The sequence below is a fragment of the Flavobacterium gawalongense genome (assembly GCF_007097265.1).
Classification (GTDB): domain Bacteria; phylum Bacteroidota; class Bacteroidia; order Flavobacteriales; family Flavobacteriaceae; genus Flavobacterium; species Flavobacterium gawalongense.
In genome coordinates this window covers 25,332-42,436 of sequence record NZ_VJZP01000022.1, presented here as the reverse complement: position 1 = coordinate 42,436, position 17,105 = coordinate 25,332, and the positions used below count along the sequence as shown (strand labels likewise).

General features: G+C 33.9%; 15 protein-coding genes and 1 pseudogene. 2 read left to right on the top strand and 14 right to left on the bottom strand.

Going from position 1 to position 17,105, the window contains the following annotated elements; genetic code table 11:
* Window positions 1–85: 85 nt before the first annotated feature.
* Entirely contained in the window at window positions 86–262 is a 177-nt protein-coding gene (locus FNW38_RS17775) for a hypothetical protein (protein ID WP_235890177.1), read from the top strand.
* A 193-nt stretch (window positions 263–455) separates the two neighbouring features.
* On the opposite strand, the gene FNW38_RS11950 is transcribed toward FNW38_RS17775, so the two are convergent.
* From FNW38_RS11950 to FNW38_RS11910, 10 genes and pseudogenes are all read right to left on the bottom strand, one after another.
* Entirely contained in the window at window positions 456–1,454 is a 999-nt protein-coding gene (locus FNW38_RS11950; protein ID WP_143386669.1) for a PAS domain-containing protein, read from the bottom strand.
* A gap of 8 nt (window positions 1,455–1,462) precedes the next feature.
* Complete coding sequence (locus FNW38_RS11945; RefSeq protein WP_143386668.1) at window positions 1,463–1,897, bottom strand: response regulator; 435 nt, start codon at window positions 1,895–1,897, stop codon at window positions 1,463–1,465.
* A gap of 6 nt (window positions 1,898–1,903) precedes the next feature.
* Window positions 1,904–4,399 carry a PAS domain-containing protein gene (locus FNW38_RS11940; RefSeq protein WP_185963136.1) on the bottom strand — a complete coding sequence of 832 codons (2,496 nt, stop codon included), beginning with the start codon at window positions 4,397–4,399 and terminating at the stop codon, window positions 1,904–1,906.
* Window positions 4,400–5,730: 1,331 nt separating this feature from the next.
* Window positions 5,731–5,925, bottom strand: coding sequence for a glyoxalase superfamily protein (locus FNW38_RS17590; RefSeq protein ID WP_218043704.1), 195 nt, complete (start codon window positions 5,923–5,925; stop codon window positions 5,731–5,733).
* Window positions 5,891–6,094, bottom strand: a pseudogene (locus FNW38_RS17995) (glyoxalase superfamily protein). The gene FNW38_RS17590 and the pseudogene FNW38_RS17995 overlap by 35 nt, the downstream one beginning before the upstream one ends.
* A gap of 62 nt (window positions 6,095–6,156) precedes the next feature.
* Window positions 6,157–6,948, bottom strand: a complete 792-nt coding sequence (locus FNW38_RS11930; RefSeq protein ID WP_143386666.1) for a transglutaminase-like domain-containing protein — start codon at window positions 6,946–6,948, stop codon at window positions 6,157–6,159.
* Between the two features lie 268 nt (window positions 6,949–7,216).
* Entirely contained in the window at window positions 7,217–8,635 is a 1,419-nt protein-coding gene (locus FNW38_RS11925) for an amidohydrolase family protein (RefSeq protein WP_143386665.1), read from the bottom strand.
* A 58-nt stretch (window positions 8,636–8,693) separates the two neighbouring features.
* The gene (locus FNW38_RS11920; RefSeq protein WP_143386664.1) at window positions 8,694–9,467 is read right to left on the bottom strand and encodes a sulfite exporter TauE/SafE family protein; all 774 of its coding nucleotides are present in this window, start codon (window positions 9,465–9,467) and stop codon (window positions 8,694–8,696) included.
* A 26-nt stretch (window positions 9,468–9,493) separates the two neighbouring features.
* Window positions 9,494–10,771, bottom strand: a complete 1,278-nt coding sequence (locus FNW38_RS11915) for an MFS transporter (protein WP_143386663.1) — start codon at window positions 10,769–10,771, stop codon at window positions 9,494–9,496.
* A complete protein-coding gene (locus tag FNW38_RS11910) occupies window positions 10,771–11,301 on the bottom strand; it encodes a GNAT family N-acetyltransferase (protein ID WP_143386662.1) in 531 nt (176 codons plus the stop codon). The genes FNW38_RS11915 and FNW38_RS11910 overlap by 1 nt, the downstream gene beginning before the upstream one ends.
* A 301-nt stretch (window positions 11,302–11,602) precedes the next feature.
* Here FNW38_RS11910 and yaaA point away from each other — a divergent pair, with 301 nt between their 5' ends.
* A complete protein-coding gene (yaaA, locus tag FNW38_RS11905) occupies window positions 11,603–12,361 on the top strand; it encodes a peroxide stress protein YaaA (protein ID WP_143386661.1) in 759 nt (252 codons plus the stop codon).
* Window positions 12,362–12,389: 28 nt separating this feature from the next.
* Here the strand turns inward: yaaA and FNW38_RS11900 are convergent, their stop codons facing one another.
* The 4 genes from FNW38_RS11900 to FNW38_RS11885 are packed head-to-tail and all read right to left on the bottom strand — an operon-like array spanning window position 12,390 to window position 17,016.
* Window positions 12,390–13,976, bottom strand: a complete 1,587-nt coding sequence (locus FNW38_RS11900) for a DHA2 family efflux MFS transporter permease subunit (protein ID WP_143386660.1) — start codon at window positions 13,974–13,976, stop codon at window positions 12,390–12,392.
* A gap of 1 nt (window position 13,977) precedes the next feature.
* Window positions 13,978–15,057, bottom strand: a complete 1,080-nt coding sequence (locus FNW38_RS11895) for an HlyD family secretion protein (protein ID WP_143386659.1) — start codon at window positions 15,055–15,057, stop codon at window positions 13,978–13,980.
* Between the two features lie 11 nt (window positions 15,058–15,068).
* Window positions 15,069–16,394, bottom strand: a complete 1,326-nt coding sequence (locus FNW38_RS11890; RefSeq protein WP_144064560.1) for a TolC family protein — start codon at window positions 16,392–16,394, stop codon at window positions 15,069–15,071.
* On the bottom strand, window positions 16,384–17,016 hold the full coding sequence (locus tag FNW38_RS11885; protein ID WP_143386657.1) for a TetR/AcrR family transcriptional regulator: 633 nt from the start codon (window positions 17,014–17,016) through the stop codon (window positions 16,384–16,386). The genes FNW38_RS11890 and FNW38_RS11885 overlap by 11 nt, the downstream gene beginning before the upstream one ends.
* Between the last annotated feature and the right edge of the window lie 89 nt (window positions 17,017–17,105).

Sequence of the window (17,105 nt, the reverse complement as noted above, 5' to 3'; positions counted from 1 at the left end):
TTGGGGCTTTTTTGTGGGTTTAAGTTTGGTTTTTGAAGTGATTACTGTTTGTTGCTTATTGTTGTGGGCGCAAAGTCAGAGACATTTGCGCAGCGTATACAAGGAACACTTTGCGGAGCAGTCGTTATTCATTCACAGCACACCTTTGCTGAGCAGGGAGATGATGCGTTTTGATACGGAACTCCCACAAGATTTTCAAGATTGTATTGAAAAGTGGAGAGGGTATTCAAAATCCCATAGTACGGATGAAGAAGAAGACTAAAAATATGAAAAGCCCGGTTGGGGCTTTTTGTTTTATAATTTTTGGCTAGCATATATCTTGGATGTGAAGAAGTTTTCCCGCGAGCTAAAGAAAAATGTTGATTTATATTTGCTTATTTGTCATGCTAAGATTAAGTATATTTATTGTACTATTGAAGTATACACTAACTTCTGTCTCCCTTTGCGAATCCTTGTTATGTTTGGATTTTATTTTCTGCTTTATCTTTTGAGTTTTGAATAAAATGATTCAGCTCATGAGTAGATTCTTCCAGATTAATTGCAGAAAGTTTTATATAATCGACTATTTCTTTTAATTCCGCTGGATCATTTATTGACTCATCAAGTGCATTTGATAGACCTAAAATATTTGCTATGGGTAATCTTACTCTATGGGAAGTCATAAAAAGCATTTCTTTGAGCTGGGTTATGTAATTTTTTAGGTTGGTAATATCAGCTACTGCTCCTATCATTCTAAAGGGTTCTCCGTTTTGGTCTCGGAGTAAATAACCCTTGTCAACAAAACAATAAACCTTTCCTTTATTATCCAAAAAACGATATTCGTTGGACCAAAAAATTTCTTTGCTTTCAAAAAAATCGGCAAGGCTGTTCATAACGCTGTCATGGTCATCAGGATGAATGGAATTTGACCAACTTGTATGGTCTAACCATTCTTTTCCTTTTTTAATTCCCATTAAATTGTAATAGGCGTCATTCCACCAAACGGCATCATCGTTTATCTTCCATTCGTAAATGATATCATTGGAGGCACGGGTGGCGAGGCTGAAGCGTTCATTGGCTTCTCTATTTTCTTTCTTTTCTTCCGCCTCTTTCAGTGCGCGGATTATTTTTTGGGGTAGCGTAAATAATCTGTCCTTTATTGTATAATCAGTAACGCCATTTTTAATGAGTTCTACCGCATTTTCTTCTCCAATAGTTCCTGAAACAATAATAAATGGAATTTCGGGATATTTTTTTTCCTTAATGTGATGAGCTACAGCTCCATCAAACGAAGGAAGATAATAATCGGATAATATGATATCAGGTTTAATGGTATCAAGAGCGTTTTCAAAAGCTTCACGTGTTTCAACAATTTCCGAAGTGAAAATCAATCGGGATTTGTTCAGTTCACGCAGTATTAACCCTGCATCGCTTTTATTGTCTTCCAGTATTAATATTTTTAATATCTTTTCCATGGTGATTTTTATTGTGGCGGTTGGTTTAATATCATCCAGTACAGTCCCAAATCGCTTACCGCTTTAACGAAATGGTCGAACTCTACAGGCTTCACCACGTAGCTGTTTACGCCCAAGCTGTAGCATTCCTGAATATCCGGATCTTCTTTGGAAGAGGTGAGTACCACAATGGGGATTCTTTTTGTGCGCTCGTCCGATTTTATTCTCCGCAATACTTCAATGCCGTTTACTTTCGGCATTTTCAAATCCAATACAATTACATTTGGGATGTTATCCATCTCTCGATGTGAATACTCGCCTTGTGCAAAGATAAAATCCAGTGCTTTCGCTCCGTCTTTAAGATGAATTAATTTGTTTGCCAGATTATTTTTTTTCAGTGCTCGAATGGTTAATTCGGCATCATTCATATTGTCTTCGACTAAAAGAATTTGTAAGCTGTCCATGTTGTTTTAGTTTTTTGTTAATGAAAAATGAAATGTTGCTCCTTTGTTTACTATTCCTTCTGCCCATACCTTTCCTCCGTGTTTGGTGATAATCCGTTGAACAATCGCCAGACCCACTCCTGTTCCTTTAAACTCCTCATGGGAGTGCAGGCGTTGGAATACACCAAACAATTTATCGGCATATTGCATGTCGAAACCCGCACCGTTATCGTTCACTGAAAATACAATATCACCGTTCTTCTCTTCCGAAGAAATTCTCACTACAGGATTTTCTCCCTTTGAAGAGTATTTAATGGCATTCGAAACAAGGTTGAACATTACCTGGTGAAGCAATCTATAGTCTGCTTTCACTTTATGGAGATTGGCTGTATTGATTTCTGCCTTGTGCGTTATTGATTTATTCATTTCATTGATTACACTTTCGATTAGTTTATCCATATCTACCTCTGTTTTCTGTATCTCTTTTCGTCCGAGACGAGAGAACGCGAGCAGATCATCTATGAGCGTTCCCATTTTGGTGGCATTGGATCTTATTGTTTCAAGGATGCGCATTCCTTCCTGATCTAACTTTTTGCCATAATCTTCATTGAGTATTTGTGCGTATCCGTTGATGGCACGTAGCGGGGCACGCAAGTCATGAGAAACAGAATACGAAAAAGACTCTAATTCTTTATTTATTTCAATTAGTTTTTCTTCGGCATTTTTTATTTCCGTTATATCCTGAATAATCCCGAAAAAACGCGTGGGATTATTATTTTCATCAAAATCCATATTACTTTGAGAAAGGGCATGAATGATTGTTCCGTCTTTTCTTTTTATCCGGTAATTATACGTGTTTCCTTTTAAAGTGGCGAAAACTTCACTTACTTTCTCTTTTACAAAAGCCAAATCATTTGGGTGAATGCAAGAAAAATAGGTGTCGGGTGAAGGTATTGTTGTATTTGGGTCAAGACCCAAAATTTTAAAAGCTTCGTCGGACCATGCATCTGTATTGGTAACTAAATTACTATCCCAATTGCCCATTTTGGCCAACGCCTGTGCTTCTTTTAGTTTTGCCGTAATAACTTCCAATTCATGTTCTGAATTTTTACGATCATTAATGTCAATAACTATCCCCATCATTTTGGTTAATTCCCCTTTCTCGTTCTTGTAAGCAAGACCTTGCGCTGAAATCCACCGAATCGTATTGTCGTTTGCTCTTTTAATGCGGCATTCCATACTGAACCTGCCTTTGGAATAAGCTTCTTCAAACCGTTGCTTCACATATTCCCTGTCTTCAGGAATAACATGTTTTATAAAAATTTCATATCCCCATTCGGGTAAAAGATTTTCATAACCGAAAATTTGGTCATGTAATATGGAACGCCACGCTGTGTCTATAACCAAATTCAAATCCCACGCTCCAATCTGAGCGGAATCTAAAACCATTCTGAATTTTTCCTCGCTTTCCGCTAATTGCAGGATATAACTTTCCAATTCTTTATTCGCTATGAACAGTTGTTCTTCCGCTTTTTTTCGCTCCGTAATATCGCGTGCAATAGCATAAACTTTTCCAGTGATTGGATTAAAGGTTGAATGCCATTCAAGCCATAAATAGCTGCCGTCTTTTTTACGATACCTGTTAATGAAATTTAGGATATTGCCTCCGTCATTTGCTTTCCCCATTTCCTGAGTTGTGGTATCAAGATTATCGGGATGTATAAAATAAAAATACGGATGCTCAAGCAATTCTTTTTCTGAATAACCCAAAACATTTACAAATTGAGGATTAATAATTTCAAAATAGCCCTCCATATTTGCAATGCAGGATAGATCGTTACTGTTATTAAAAAAATGTTCGAATTCTTTTAGATGCTTTTCTGCATTTTTTCGTTTCCTGTCAATTGATAAAAGAGTTCCGGAAATCACAAAAACTACGGTCATAAGTATTAAAATAGTAATGAATGAGAAAAGCGCCACTCCAAGCTCTGTACCATAGTATCCTGCTTGCTGTCCTATCAATCTCAACCAACCCAAAATAAGAGGGGTAAAAATGATAACCGGTAATAATTTTCTTGTGGTAATCCCCGCTATACCATCGTTTGTAAAAATACTCATAATGCCTTTGTCGGATTTGGAAAATAGCATCCCAACCGACAAGAAGACAAATGCTACTGATGTATGAATAGCCATTTTAGTGAAACTCGCCATCCCCCCCTGAAAATCATTTACCGCGTAGGCGTATCCGATTAATGTTAATAATGCGAGAGCAAAAACAGCCAGACTGAGTAATTGAAACATTTGAAAGGCTTTGTTCCTGTAAAGAAGCATTAAAGATATTCCTGATAAAATAAAACAAAAGGCAGTTATAGGAGACATTCGTCCTGGATCGGATGTTGCTGTCGCTCTAGTTTCTTCTTTAAATAAGAACTCATCTATCCCAAAATTAATTTCAAAAAGGTATTCCCCTAGAGTTAACAATCCTATAAGAATCATTACGGAAGGAAAAAGAATGGAATACATTTTTTTTAAACTATTTTGCTTTTCCTCATTTAAAATCCATAAAGTAAATCCACTCAGTATAAAACATAAAGCGGTGTTTACTTTCATGGAAACAACACCTGACATCACACTCTTTAATATAGAATATCCAATAGCCATCCTATGAATACTATAATCCCTAAGAAGGATAAGGCTATTGCCAGAATTTTTGATATTAAACTATACTGTTTATTCATATTGCTTCCGTTTTTATTAAAGAGAATGTAAATTGTGTTTTGTGATGTATGGATTATGTGGCTTATATTATTTATGCTTTATATGTTATTCTTTATTTAAGCGTCTTGTGTAAATATAAAATCGTAGGGCTTCGAATTGTTTTTGTCTATTTTTTTAATATTTAAAGGGAATTCCTTTAAACTCTATTCGTTTGTTTCGTTTTTTTGTAAATTTAGATTAGTTTCAATATTATTTTAACACGTTGATTGTAATCATTTTTTAATTACAACCAATATGGTTATTTTGAACTAAATATTTTGGCATATTGCCGTTGTGGTATTTGTTTGTTTTCTCCCGCTAACTATCGGGATTCAGGAAATAGGGATTGTTTCTGTTTAAATAACTTTTATAATATTAACTAATAATTATTTATCACGCTACATTTTCCTTTATAAAATGGTAAAGGTTTGTAATTTATAGTGCCAATTTAAGAAAATATTATGTAAAAACATAAAAAAATGTTGGCTCTTCGCCTAAATTAGTGGAATTCAAAAAAAACATTTATTTGCCAATGAATAGATTTCGTAATTATCGCAAAATATCCTTTAAAAACAAGTGCTTATTTAAAGTTTAATTTCCATTTCTAAACGACCTAATTTAGTTTTCCACTAGTTTTGGCGAAGAACCAAAATGTTGTTTTAGGGAGTCACACGTACGATTTTATTTCTGGCGGAACAGGAATAAATGTCTGTATTGAAAAACTTTTTGGGACAATTTGCAAAAGCCCATTTTGGAAGCACGTGCTCTTTTGTTAAATTATACGAACAATTACAAAACATGCAAACTTCAGATTTTTCACTTTCTTTAGTATTACGATTTATATGATTTTTGGAAATATGATTTGTAACAGACTTCGATTCCAATCTTACCAATTTTCTTAATTGTTTAAATTTCGTATCTATCATATGTGAATTTATGCGTTCCAAGTGACGATTTGCGCCTAATTCATACGGTATAAAAAATATTATAATTGTCAGTTATTCGGTCTTTATTTTTAAATATAATCAAACTATTCGTAAAAAAATAACCATCGCGCATTTACGGAAAGCCTTAAAAAGAGAATTGAATATTCTGTTTTAAATTTCCTCCGTAAAAGTCAATCTATTCCCAAAAGGATCAATTGCTTGCATACAAATAGCATTGGGATTCCAAGAAGCTTTGTCTAAACTGGGTCTGTTGAATTTGTAGTTTTTAGCCAGGATTTTTTTGTGATAGGCTGCAAGATTGTTGAAGTCCTCAATATGTATTCGAGCACCGGGGACTGCAATCACCGTGATGTTCTGTTAAATGAATAACAATATCATCCAAAGATATTTGTAGATAAATAGGGGAGTTGTCCGGTTTGTTTTTTCAGTCGATTTTAAAACCTAGCCAATCGATGTAAAATGCTTTGGCTTTATCATAATCAAAAATTCTAAAAATGGGTCTTGCAATGGCCATAATTGATTTGTAAATAAATTCGTATTCCCAAATATAGTCAAATTAGTGATTTGGAAATCTATTTATTGATATTTTGGAAATTCAAAAGCATAGCTTTTCCCAAGAAGAAATAGTAATCCATGAACAATAGGCTCGGGAAGAAAGTTTAGTTTATCTAAATAAAAGTCATATGTTTTGTTGCAATAATTAGTGATTAAAAAAGGAGAAGAATTGGAAGTTATATAAATGTCAGTTATCCTTTTATTGTCAGTTATAGTATTTTCGTTAAAACACGAAAATTTTACTTTTTCATTTTCATTTTTTAGATTAACCAAATCAAAAATGGATAATGGAATTGTTGGATTTATGGGGTAGAAAAGTAGTGACTTGGAAACATCTATTAAAATCCATTTTTGAAATTCTTTGGAATACACTTCATTAAACGCATGTCCGCCATTAAGAGTAGGATCTTTTGACAGTACTTTCAGTCCCCATTCTTTTACTTTTAAATCATTAATCACACAAAAATTATTGAAGACTTGCGAAAAATCACTACAAACCCCTCCTTCTCCGTTTATCATTTTTCTTAAAGCCATTTCTGATGATTTGCCTAATCCCGGACCTCCTTTTATGTTGTTTCTAAGCCAGATGGCTATTCGTTTGGCTTTATCAAGATCACTCAATGCAATTTTTATTTTTTCAAAAATTAATGGATTTAACTCAAAATAAATATCCGGGATGTCGGTTGTTTTATTTATGTTGTTGTAGCAAAAATTTTCTACACGATCAATAGTTACATTTTTAGATAATAATCTAAATCGCACTTCGTATAGTAATGGGTGCCTTCTTAAATACCAAATTAAAGATCTACTCATTGTTCAATAATTTATCATGTTTTTAAACAATTAAAATAAAGAAATGCTACTAGTATAAATGATTTTTTGTAATTGTAAGTAAGTATGTAGTAGTTAAGTAGGTATGTCAAATATAGTAAAATTAACTATTTAAAAAATATCTTTTTTGAATAACCGTTAAGCAGCAAATATAAAGCCCCAAGTGGGGCTTTATTGAATTTGTTTTTAAATAAATTTTAAAGGGCGTCAATAGTTTCTAAAAAAGTCACTTTTTGTGTTCGGTTCCAATTTATTTCATTGGAAAATTAGATTCGAAAGTTTTAAATCTGGAGTCGATATTTTTCAACAATTGTTTTTTTACGGAAGTATCTTTTATAAAGCTATAATTGATGCTGTTGTAAACAAATTGCTTGATATCAGTGTAGGTTATGTCTTTGTATCTTTTGGCCAGTAAAACATATTGCTCCGTCATATTGGTACGTAAAATCCCCGCATCATCCGTGCTGATTACGATTGGAACGCCAAATTCTTTGTACAATGTTAATGGATGACGGTTTTCTTTGACTTTCAAAATGAATTCATTACTCACTAAGTTGATTTCTATCGGAATAGTTTTCTTAGCCATATAGCGCAATAAATCATAAGAATTTTGTTCGTATGCCATATCCACGCCGTGACCGATACGATTGGCTCCTGCAATGTAAACGGCAGCACCAATGTGCCAAGTCAGTTCTTCCGGTTGAACTAAACCAAGAGTCAGCTCGCCGGCATGCATCGTGTATTTTACATTTGGATAACGGGAATGACAATATTTAAACATCACCATGTGCAACCAATAATCTTTCATGGATGTTTCGCCATCTTCGGGTGAAACGATGTTTACACCCGCCATAAGCGGACTGCTATCTGCCGAGATAAAAGCGATTACCAGATTTTTAAATAAATCAACAGGTTCCATGAAACGCAATACAAAATTTTGATAACGCATGGTGAAACGGGCATCATCTATCTTAAGTTCATTGTGAAGTTTTGCAACAAAATTGGTATTGAAATCGGTAGCATAAGATGTAGCGCCTTTTTTTAGTAATGAATTGTAAACAGAATCCAGCGATTTTAGGATGGATTTTTCGTCTTTTAGCAAAGCTAATTGTCGTAATCTGGCATTGAATTTTGTCAAATCATCGGTATTCATTGTACTTGGAATCGTAGATAATTGCGTTTCAATATAACTGACGTTTTCTGTAATGGCTCTGTTTTTTAGTTCCAATACTCCTTTTCCAAAATTACCTTTGATGGCTGGCTCAAACTTCATAAACGATTCAAAAAACAACTTATCCGAAGGATAATCCACATGATTATAATCTTTCACAGACCATTTTTGCATGATTTTTTGCTTGTACACATCTAATTCGCCACGACTTTTCAGTGTTGAAAATTGTTCCCAGTTACCAGTAGATGATTTTTCTTTTTCCACTTGCATGGTTTTGGTATTGAGATAAAAATTTTCAGAAATAGCATGTTCCAGTAAGGGTTCTGCATAAATAGATCCGGAATAGTGGTGGTGTAAATCACCTCCTTTTGGCATCTGAGAAAAGAAAGCCGTTAAGGCCGCTTCGTTGTTTCTGATTTTCTCAAAATATTGATTGGTAGATTGGGCAAACCCAACATGGAACAGAACCGAAAGAAGAAGCGTAATAAATAATTTCATATTGTAAATTTGATGTAAATATAATCGAATTAAATAATAAGTGTTTTTTTCGAAAGTATTAAATAATTCCCATAATCAATAAAATCGCAAAAAGGATAAGCATTACAGTCACTAAGTTTTGAATGGTTTTGATAGTCACTTTTTCTAATAGTTTATTTCCAAAATATGCCCCAATAAACGCCGAAAGTGTAGCCAAAGTGAGTAATGTATAATCAAAATGATCGGAATGATTGATTATTTCTTTTGAATAAATAGTCAGCCTGGAAATATCAACCAAACAGGCAATTACTACTCCTGTAGCAATAAAGGATTGTTTTGATAAATTGGCTCTTATCAAAAAAGCAGCTCTCAGAGCGCCCTGATTTCCGGAAAGTCCACCAAAAAAGCCACTTAAAATTCCACCTAGAGGAAGGTATTTCTTGTCAAATTGTATATTGGCTAAGCTAGGTACAACTTCGAAAAGAGAAAAAAACAATAATAAGATTCCAATAGTCAACTTTATAGGCATGATTTCAAAAATATGATTTCCCATTTGATAGTCCATTAACGGTTGCATATCAGTTAATAATGAAAGGATATAAGCCCCGAGAAAGGCAAAAAGTATGGCGGGAATACCAAAGCGTAAAACCACATTAAGATTGGCACTTTTACCTAATAAAAAAAGTTTAAAAAGATTATTCAAAAAATGGACTATTGCCGTGAGTATGATGGCTATTTCGATAGGGAAAAAGAGTCCAAATACAGGAACAAGAAGTGTTCCTAATCCGAATCCAGAAAATAATGTCAAACCGGAACCTAATAATGCGGCGAGACAAATGATTATGTATTCCATTTTATTTTAGATTTAAAATAGGAAAGTTATAAAAAAGGTTGTGTTTCTTTTTCGGAATAATTCAAATCGGTATGGAAGGTTTCTTTCAATTTCCAAAGGGCTAAAATCGAAATTACGGACAATATTGATCCTACAATCATCCCTGATTGCAGAATATTTCCATCAAAAATTTTGTCTCTGAAAAAGCCATAAATTAAGATGATTAATGGGAGTGAACCCCGAACAAAATTAGGGACAGTTGTAGTTACAGTTGCCCGAATATTAGTTCCAAATTGTTCCGCTGCAATGGTTACAAATAACACCCAATAACCCACAGAAAATCCCATAATAAAGCAAAGTGTATAGAAAGTGGAAGCCGTAATTCCAAATGCGTTCAAATACACAAAGACCATAATCAAATTAAAAACTAAAAATAAGAACATGATTTTTTTTCTGCTTTTGAACCACTGGCTCAGCAATCCGCTGGCAATATCACCAAAAACCAACCCAGCATAACACCAAGCGATAGCTTTTCCTGCCGCAACAGTTTCGAATCCCTGAACGCCTAATGCTTTGGCAAATTCTGGAGAAAAAGTTATCAATACTCCTACCAAAAACCACAATGGAACTCCTATAAGAATGCACTGAAAATATTTTGAAAATCGCTTTTTATCTTTAAATAAGGATAGAAAATCTCCTTTCTTTTCTGCACTTTCATGTACTTTCTTAAACATCCCAGATTCGGAAATGCTTATTCTTAAGAAGAGTAAAAGAATTCCTAAAACACCGCCAGCATAGTAACACAAACGCCAATCCTGAAAAATCTGATAGACTAAATAGGCTGCGACTGCTCCGGAAACACCTACCGAAGCAACAATCATAGTTCCGTACCCTCGTTTTTCTTTGGGTAAAGATTCCGCAACTAGCGTGATTCCTGCACCCAATTCACCTGCAAGCCCAATTCCGGCAATCAATCTCCAGAACGCATATCCATCAACGGTGGTTACCATTCCATTGGCAATATTAGCCACAGAATAAATTAAGATGGAACCAAATAAAACAGAAATTCGTCCTTTTTTATCACCTAAAATTCCCCAAAGAATACCTCCAAAAAGCATCCCAAACATTTGCATGCTAATCAAATATTCTCCTTGATTTCGAATCGCATCTCCTGTAATTCCCAAGTCTTTAAGACTATCGGTACGGACAATACCAAAAAGCAATAAATCATAAATATCTACAAAATAACCCAGGGCAGCTACAATTACGGCGGCATTCAAAATGCGAACTGGCTTTTTTATTTCAGAGGATGGAATTCTGCTCATTACTGTTTTTTATTTATTATATGTTGCATCAATAAGTCGGTTTGTTCTTCATTTCCTAATGTGAAAACATGTTTGTCAAATTCGACAAAACCATTTTTGGTATAGAATCGGAGTGCTCTATGATTTTCTTCCCAGACACCAAGCCAAATGTAATCAACACCAGTATCTTGTGCAATTTTTTTTACTTCATCAATCAATAATTGTCCCACATTTTTTCCATGAAATGCTTGTGAAACATAAATTCGATGCACTTCTAAAGCATTTTTATTAATGGTTTCGGTTTGGGCGTTGCCAAAATTTATTTTCAAATAACCAAGGATTTCATTGCCTGAAGTAGCGAGATAAAACTGTGAATCAGCATTGTTTATTTCTGAAGTCAATTGTTCTGAATTGAAACTTTCCGTTACGTAATTCTCAATATTTTCAGTTGTATTTACAGCGGCAAAAGTTTCTATGAAAGTTTGTGTGCTTATATTTTGTATTGCTTCAAGGTCGGTTATTGTAGCTTTTCTAATTTCAATTGGATTCATAATAGTATGTGGTCTTTTGGTTTCTTTTAAAACTCAAAAATACACAAATAATTTAGGGAACAATTTCCATTTTCTATTATACTATTAAACAAATCAATTCATAGATTCCTACTTTCTTGTTTTCAATTTGTACTTTTGAATCCGTAATTCAAATAGAGCAAAATAAGTTAGCCACGAATTTCACGAATATTCCACTAATTAATTCATTATAATTTTAAAAAAATAGTATTAATTTGTGAAATTCGTGGCAAAAAAGCAATCCACATAATTCGTGGTAGTATCAAAAAAATAGTAGTTACTTATGAAAATTGTTATATCGCCAGCCAAATCCTTGAACTTTGAAAAAGAGTTGCCAACTAAACTTCACACAGAACCCCGGTTTCTAAAAGAATCGCGACAAGTTCATAAAGTTTTGAAACAAAAAAAGCCTGCGGACTTAGCTGATTTAATGAGTATTTCGGATAAACTCGCTGATTTGAACTGGAAACGCAATCAAGAATGGAAAACACCTTTCACTATAGAAAATGCCCGTCCAGCAGTTTTTACCTTTGATGGAGATGTATATACCGGATTAGATGGGTATTCGATTCCAATAGAAAAATTAGAAACGTTACAAGATAGTTTGAGAATATTATCTGGTTTGTATGGCTTGTTAAAACCTTTGGATTTAATACAAGCGTATCGATTAGAAATGGGAACGAAATTGCCTATTGGCGAAAGCAAAAATTTATATGAATTTTGGAAATCAACGGTTACAAAAGCATTAAATAAAGAGCTTGAAAAAGGTGAATTGTTTATCAATTTAGCCAGTACAGAATATTTTTCAGTGATTGATGTCAAAACGTTGAAAGTTCCTGTAATCACGCCAGAGTTTAAAGATTATAAAAATGGTAAACTAAAAATAATCAGTTTTTTCGCTAAGAAGGCGAGGGGAATGATGGTGCGTTATATTATTGATACCAATGCAAAAACAATTGATGATTTAAAAGGGTTCAATTATGAAGGCTATCAGTTTGATGCTAATTTATCAGAAGGAAATCATTTGGTTTTTACGAGATAGCGTAGAGACACGATTAATCGCGTCTCTACTAATGCATGGCATCTGCAGGATTGATTTTGTTTTTTCCTTTTTTAATAAAAAAGATTATTGGAATACAAAATAGAAACATAACGCCGAGGTAAAGAAAAATATCCATATACGACAAAACGGTGCTTTGTCTCATTACAGAATAATCAATGACCTGATACGCTTTTTTCAAAGATTCGTTAGCAGTAAATCCTTTTGACATAAAACCCTTTTGCAGCATTAAAACGCGTTGTTGCACTTCTAATCTGCTTCCGTCTAAATGGGAAACCAAATTCACTCTATGTTCCTGACTAAACCTTGTGATGAAAGTAGTGATAATAGCAATACCAAAGGAACCTCCCAATTGTCGCATCATTCCTGTAAAGGCTGCCCCTTCGCCAATATCTTTTCCTTTTAAGGTGGAAAGAGACAATGTTGTTATTGGTACAAAAAGCAATCCTAATCCAATTCCTCTTAAAATTAATCCCCAATAAAGATGCTCAACACCCGTATTTGGTGTCATGCTATTGTGCATGATAAGAGCAAAGAAAAAGAAAATTAAAAACCCAAGGCCTACCATATAGCCTTGAGGAACACCTTTTTGAATTAATTTACCAATAATTGGCATCATGATAGCTGTGGTGATGGAACCCGGAATAAGTAATAAACCGGCATCAGTGGCAGTCCATCCTAAAATCGATTGGGTATAAATTGGAATAATTAGGGTGGAACCATAAAGTCCAAATCCTAAAATAAAACACATTAATACTCCAATTCTTAGATTTCCATCTTTTAATACACTCAAATTTACGATTGGATGCTTATAAGTCAATTCTCTCCAAATAAATAGTATTAAACCAAAAACCGATATGACACTTAATAATGTAATTATTTTGTTATTGAACCAATCGTCTTGCTGACCGTGTTCTAAAACATATTGTAACGAACCAATGAATACTGTCAACAGAAAAATCCCCAACCAATCGACCTGTTTAGTCTTTAGCTTTTCACCATATTTAGGACTTCTTACAAAACTTAATGCCAAAATAGTTGCTATGATACCAAGAGGAATATTGATGTAAAAAATATAAGGCCAGGAAAAATGATCAACAAGATAACCTCCTAATGGCGGTCCCAAAGTTGGTCCCACAATTACACCCATTCCATAAATCGCCTGAGCCATACCTCGTTTTGCAACGGGATAACTCTCGGTTATGATAGTTTGCGCCGTAACTAATAAAGCACCACCACCCAGACCTTGAATAAATCGGAAAGCGATGAGTTCCCATATATTATTGGCATTACCGCATAAAAAGGAAGCGACCGTAAAAATAATGATGGAAGTCACAAAATAATTTCGTCTTCCAAATTGTTGTGAAAGCCAGCTCGTCATTGGGATTACAATGACATTTGCAATAGCATAAGCGGTAATTACCCAAGCGACATCATTTAATGTGGCACCAAGGCTTCCTCTCATGTTGGTCAGCGCTACATTGACAATGGTGGTATCCACGATTTCGAGCAACGCACATAGTACCGCTGTAATCGTAATAAGAATGCGTCGATAGCCATATTCTACTAAATCATCTTCTACTTTTACTTGTGCCATTTTAGTTTAAATGTACGTCAACATCAACATTCATTCCTGGTCGTAATAATTTTATTTTTTCAACATCATTAGATGTATTCAGGCTTATTTTTACTGGTAATCTTTGAATGGTTTTTACAAAGTTACCAGTAGCATTATCTGGAGGCAGGATAGAAAAACGGGAGCCGGTTGCTGGCGAAAAGGAAGTGATGGAACCTTCAAAATCATAATCAGGATAAGCATCTACTTTGATGGTTACTTTTTGTCCAATGACCATTTTGTTTAATTGTGTTTCTTTGAAATTTGCAATTATCCAAGCATTAGAATTATTGATAATATAAAAAAGTGATTGTCCCGGTTGTACCAATTGCCCTGGTTGGATATCAATTTTTGAAACCTGGCCATCAATTGCCGCCGTAACTACAGTATAGGATAAATTTAATTTTGCAGCTTCAAGCATTGCTTCTGCTTTTTTGATATTGGCAGCAGCCACTTCCGTTTGCTTGCCTGAAACTTTCGATTTGGCTACAATAACTGATTTTTGGTAAGCAGTTGCTTTTTCCTGTTGTTGTAAAATACGAATTTGACTTTCCGCTTCTTGTTTTGCAGCTAAAGCTTGCTCATATTGTTGTTTCGTAATCGAATGGTTTTTAAATAAATTTTCATAACGATTATAATCACTGGTAATTCTGCCTAATCTAATTTTTGCAGTTTCGATATTTCCACCTGCTGATTGCACATTAGCATCAGAAACAGAAATGTTAGCCAAAGCACTACCTATATCGGCTTTTGAAACTTCAAAATTACCTTCTGCAGCCATTAATGACGCCATTGCTTCGTCAATTTTTAATTGATAATCCCTTTTATCGATAGTAAACAATGTATCGCCTTTCTTTACAAAATCATTGTCTTTTATATATACTTTATCCACATATCCGGAAACTTTAGGGATAATTGGATTCATATTTTTCTCAATTTGGGCATCATCTGTTTCTTCATGCGATAAGGAGTGCATGTATTTATAAGTTCCATAAGTTCCGCCTAATACAACCAAAGCCACTAGGATAATAATGAATTTTGTATTTGTTTTTTTCTTTTCCATGTGATTGCTGATTATATTTTTGAAAGATTGAAAGATTGGGATAATTGTCCTGTAACAGAAAGCAATTCGTAGTATTTCTGAATAATATTTGCTTTTGCTAATGCTTTATTAATTTTTGAGCCCAGTTGCTCTACATCGGCTTCCAGTAAATCATTGGTGTCAGAAAGTCCGTTGTCGTACTTGTCTTTAATGATTCTATAATTTTCAGTTGATTGTTCTAATGCCTGACCGTAAACTACATTTTGTTTTAATGCCAAATCGTAGTCTTCAATCGCTTTTTGAACTTGAATTTTGATGTAATCGGTAAGTATTGCCTCAGAATTTTGTACTTCAAGCGATTTACTTTCGGCTAGTTTTACCATGGCTCCATTTTTAAGTATGGCACTTAAATCATAAGAAACTCCAACTCCAATGTTCATTGCGTTTTGAACCGTAATTACATTTTTTAAGTCAAATGCAGTATAGCCACCAATAAGTGCGATAGCCGGATAATAGGCACTTTTTGCCATTTTAATATTGGCTTGACTTGCTTTTTCCTGAAACCGAATTGCTTCTAAATCTTTACGATTTTGCAGTGCCGGCTCTTCATTAGTAGGAATATTATCCATTTGAAAGTTAGCAAAATCACTTTCTCGAACTTCTAATTTTGTTTCAACAGGTAATTTTAACAGTGTAACTAAATAGAAATTTACAATGTTCAAATTAGTAGCAGCCTGATCTATTGACAATTGAATTTTTGAAACCTGTAACTGTGATTTCAATAAATCATTTCTCGGAATGATTCCGTTTTTTTCCATTTCATTAAAATCAAGGGCACGTTGCCGTGCACTTTTTTGATTTTCTTTTAGCAGTTCAATGGTTTTTTGCGCTTTGTATAAATTAGCATAGCTATTAATCACTTTCATAGCAATTTCCTCCTTTGTTTGAGAAGCTGTCGCTGTTTCAGCCTGGTATAAATTATCGTAAATCTTAATGCTGTTTTGTATTTTAAAACCTGCAAAAACGGGTACGGTGGCATTAACCTGACCAAGCATCAATTGGTTTACAACTGGAGTTGGTTCAGAGTCATCGCTTTTATTTATTTTTAAATTGACCGATGCTTTTGCCAATCTTTGATATTGTCCCGAAACTTTTAAATCAGGATATTGATTGTTTTTTATCGAACGCAATTCATATTTTTTAGTTGCCACTTTGGTATTGGCTAAACTAACTTCATTGCTTTTTGTCCAAGCCAAATGAATGGCTTCATCAAGCGTTAAACTTGTTTTTTCTTGTGCCTCTAAAGATGAAATCCCGATAAAGAAAATCCCAAAGAGCATTAATTGACTAACTTTCATAAATCAGAAGGGCTTTTATAGTTTGTTGGATATGCTTTGTCAAATTGGTTTTTATGTAATTGTTGTATAAATCTTCGGTTTTTAAATTCAATAGATTTTCAAAGAAAGGTTTGTTCATGTGAAAATGAAAAAAAGTACCGAGGATGGTAGGTGTGATAAGCGGAATAATAACGTCTTTTCTGAAAACGCCCTTTTTCTGACCTTCTTCAATAATGGATTCAAGGGATTTTAGATTTCCTTTTTTTAATTCAGAAAAAGCCTGTAGATTTTGCTCTCTTTTTTTGGATGTGAATTCGAAGTGTAAAATTCTGTAAATTCCTCTGTTGCTATTGATTCTATTGATGTAAAGCTCAATTAGCTTATTAATTTTTTCGATAGGTTCAAGATCTTCTTGTAATAAATTGTCTAATTGATATTTAAGATCGGATGTTCTGTAAACAATTAGCGATTCCAGTAAACGCTCTTTGGATCCAAAGTAATAGGAAATCATGGCAATATTTATTTTTGCCACTTTCGAAATATTCCGAATAGACGTGCCATCAAATCCTTTCTCAGCAAATAAAGTCTCTGCAACTTCCAGAATTTGAATTTGTTTGTCGTTAAAATCAGTTTTCAATGCCATCTATTTTTATGAAAAAACAAAATTAAACAAGTGTTTAACTTAAACAGTTGTTTAATTATTTTTTAACATTGTTTTAACAAAATAAAATG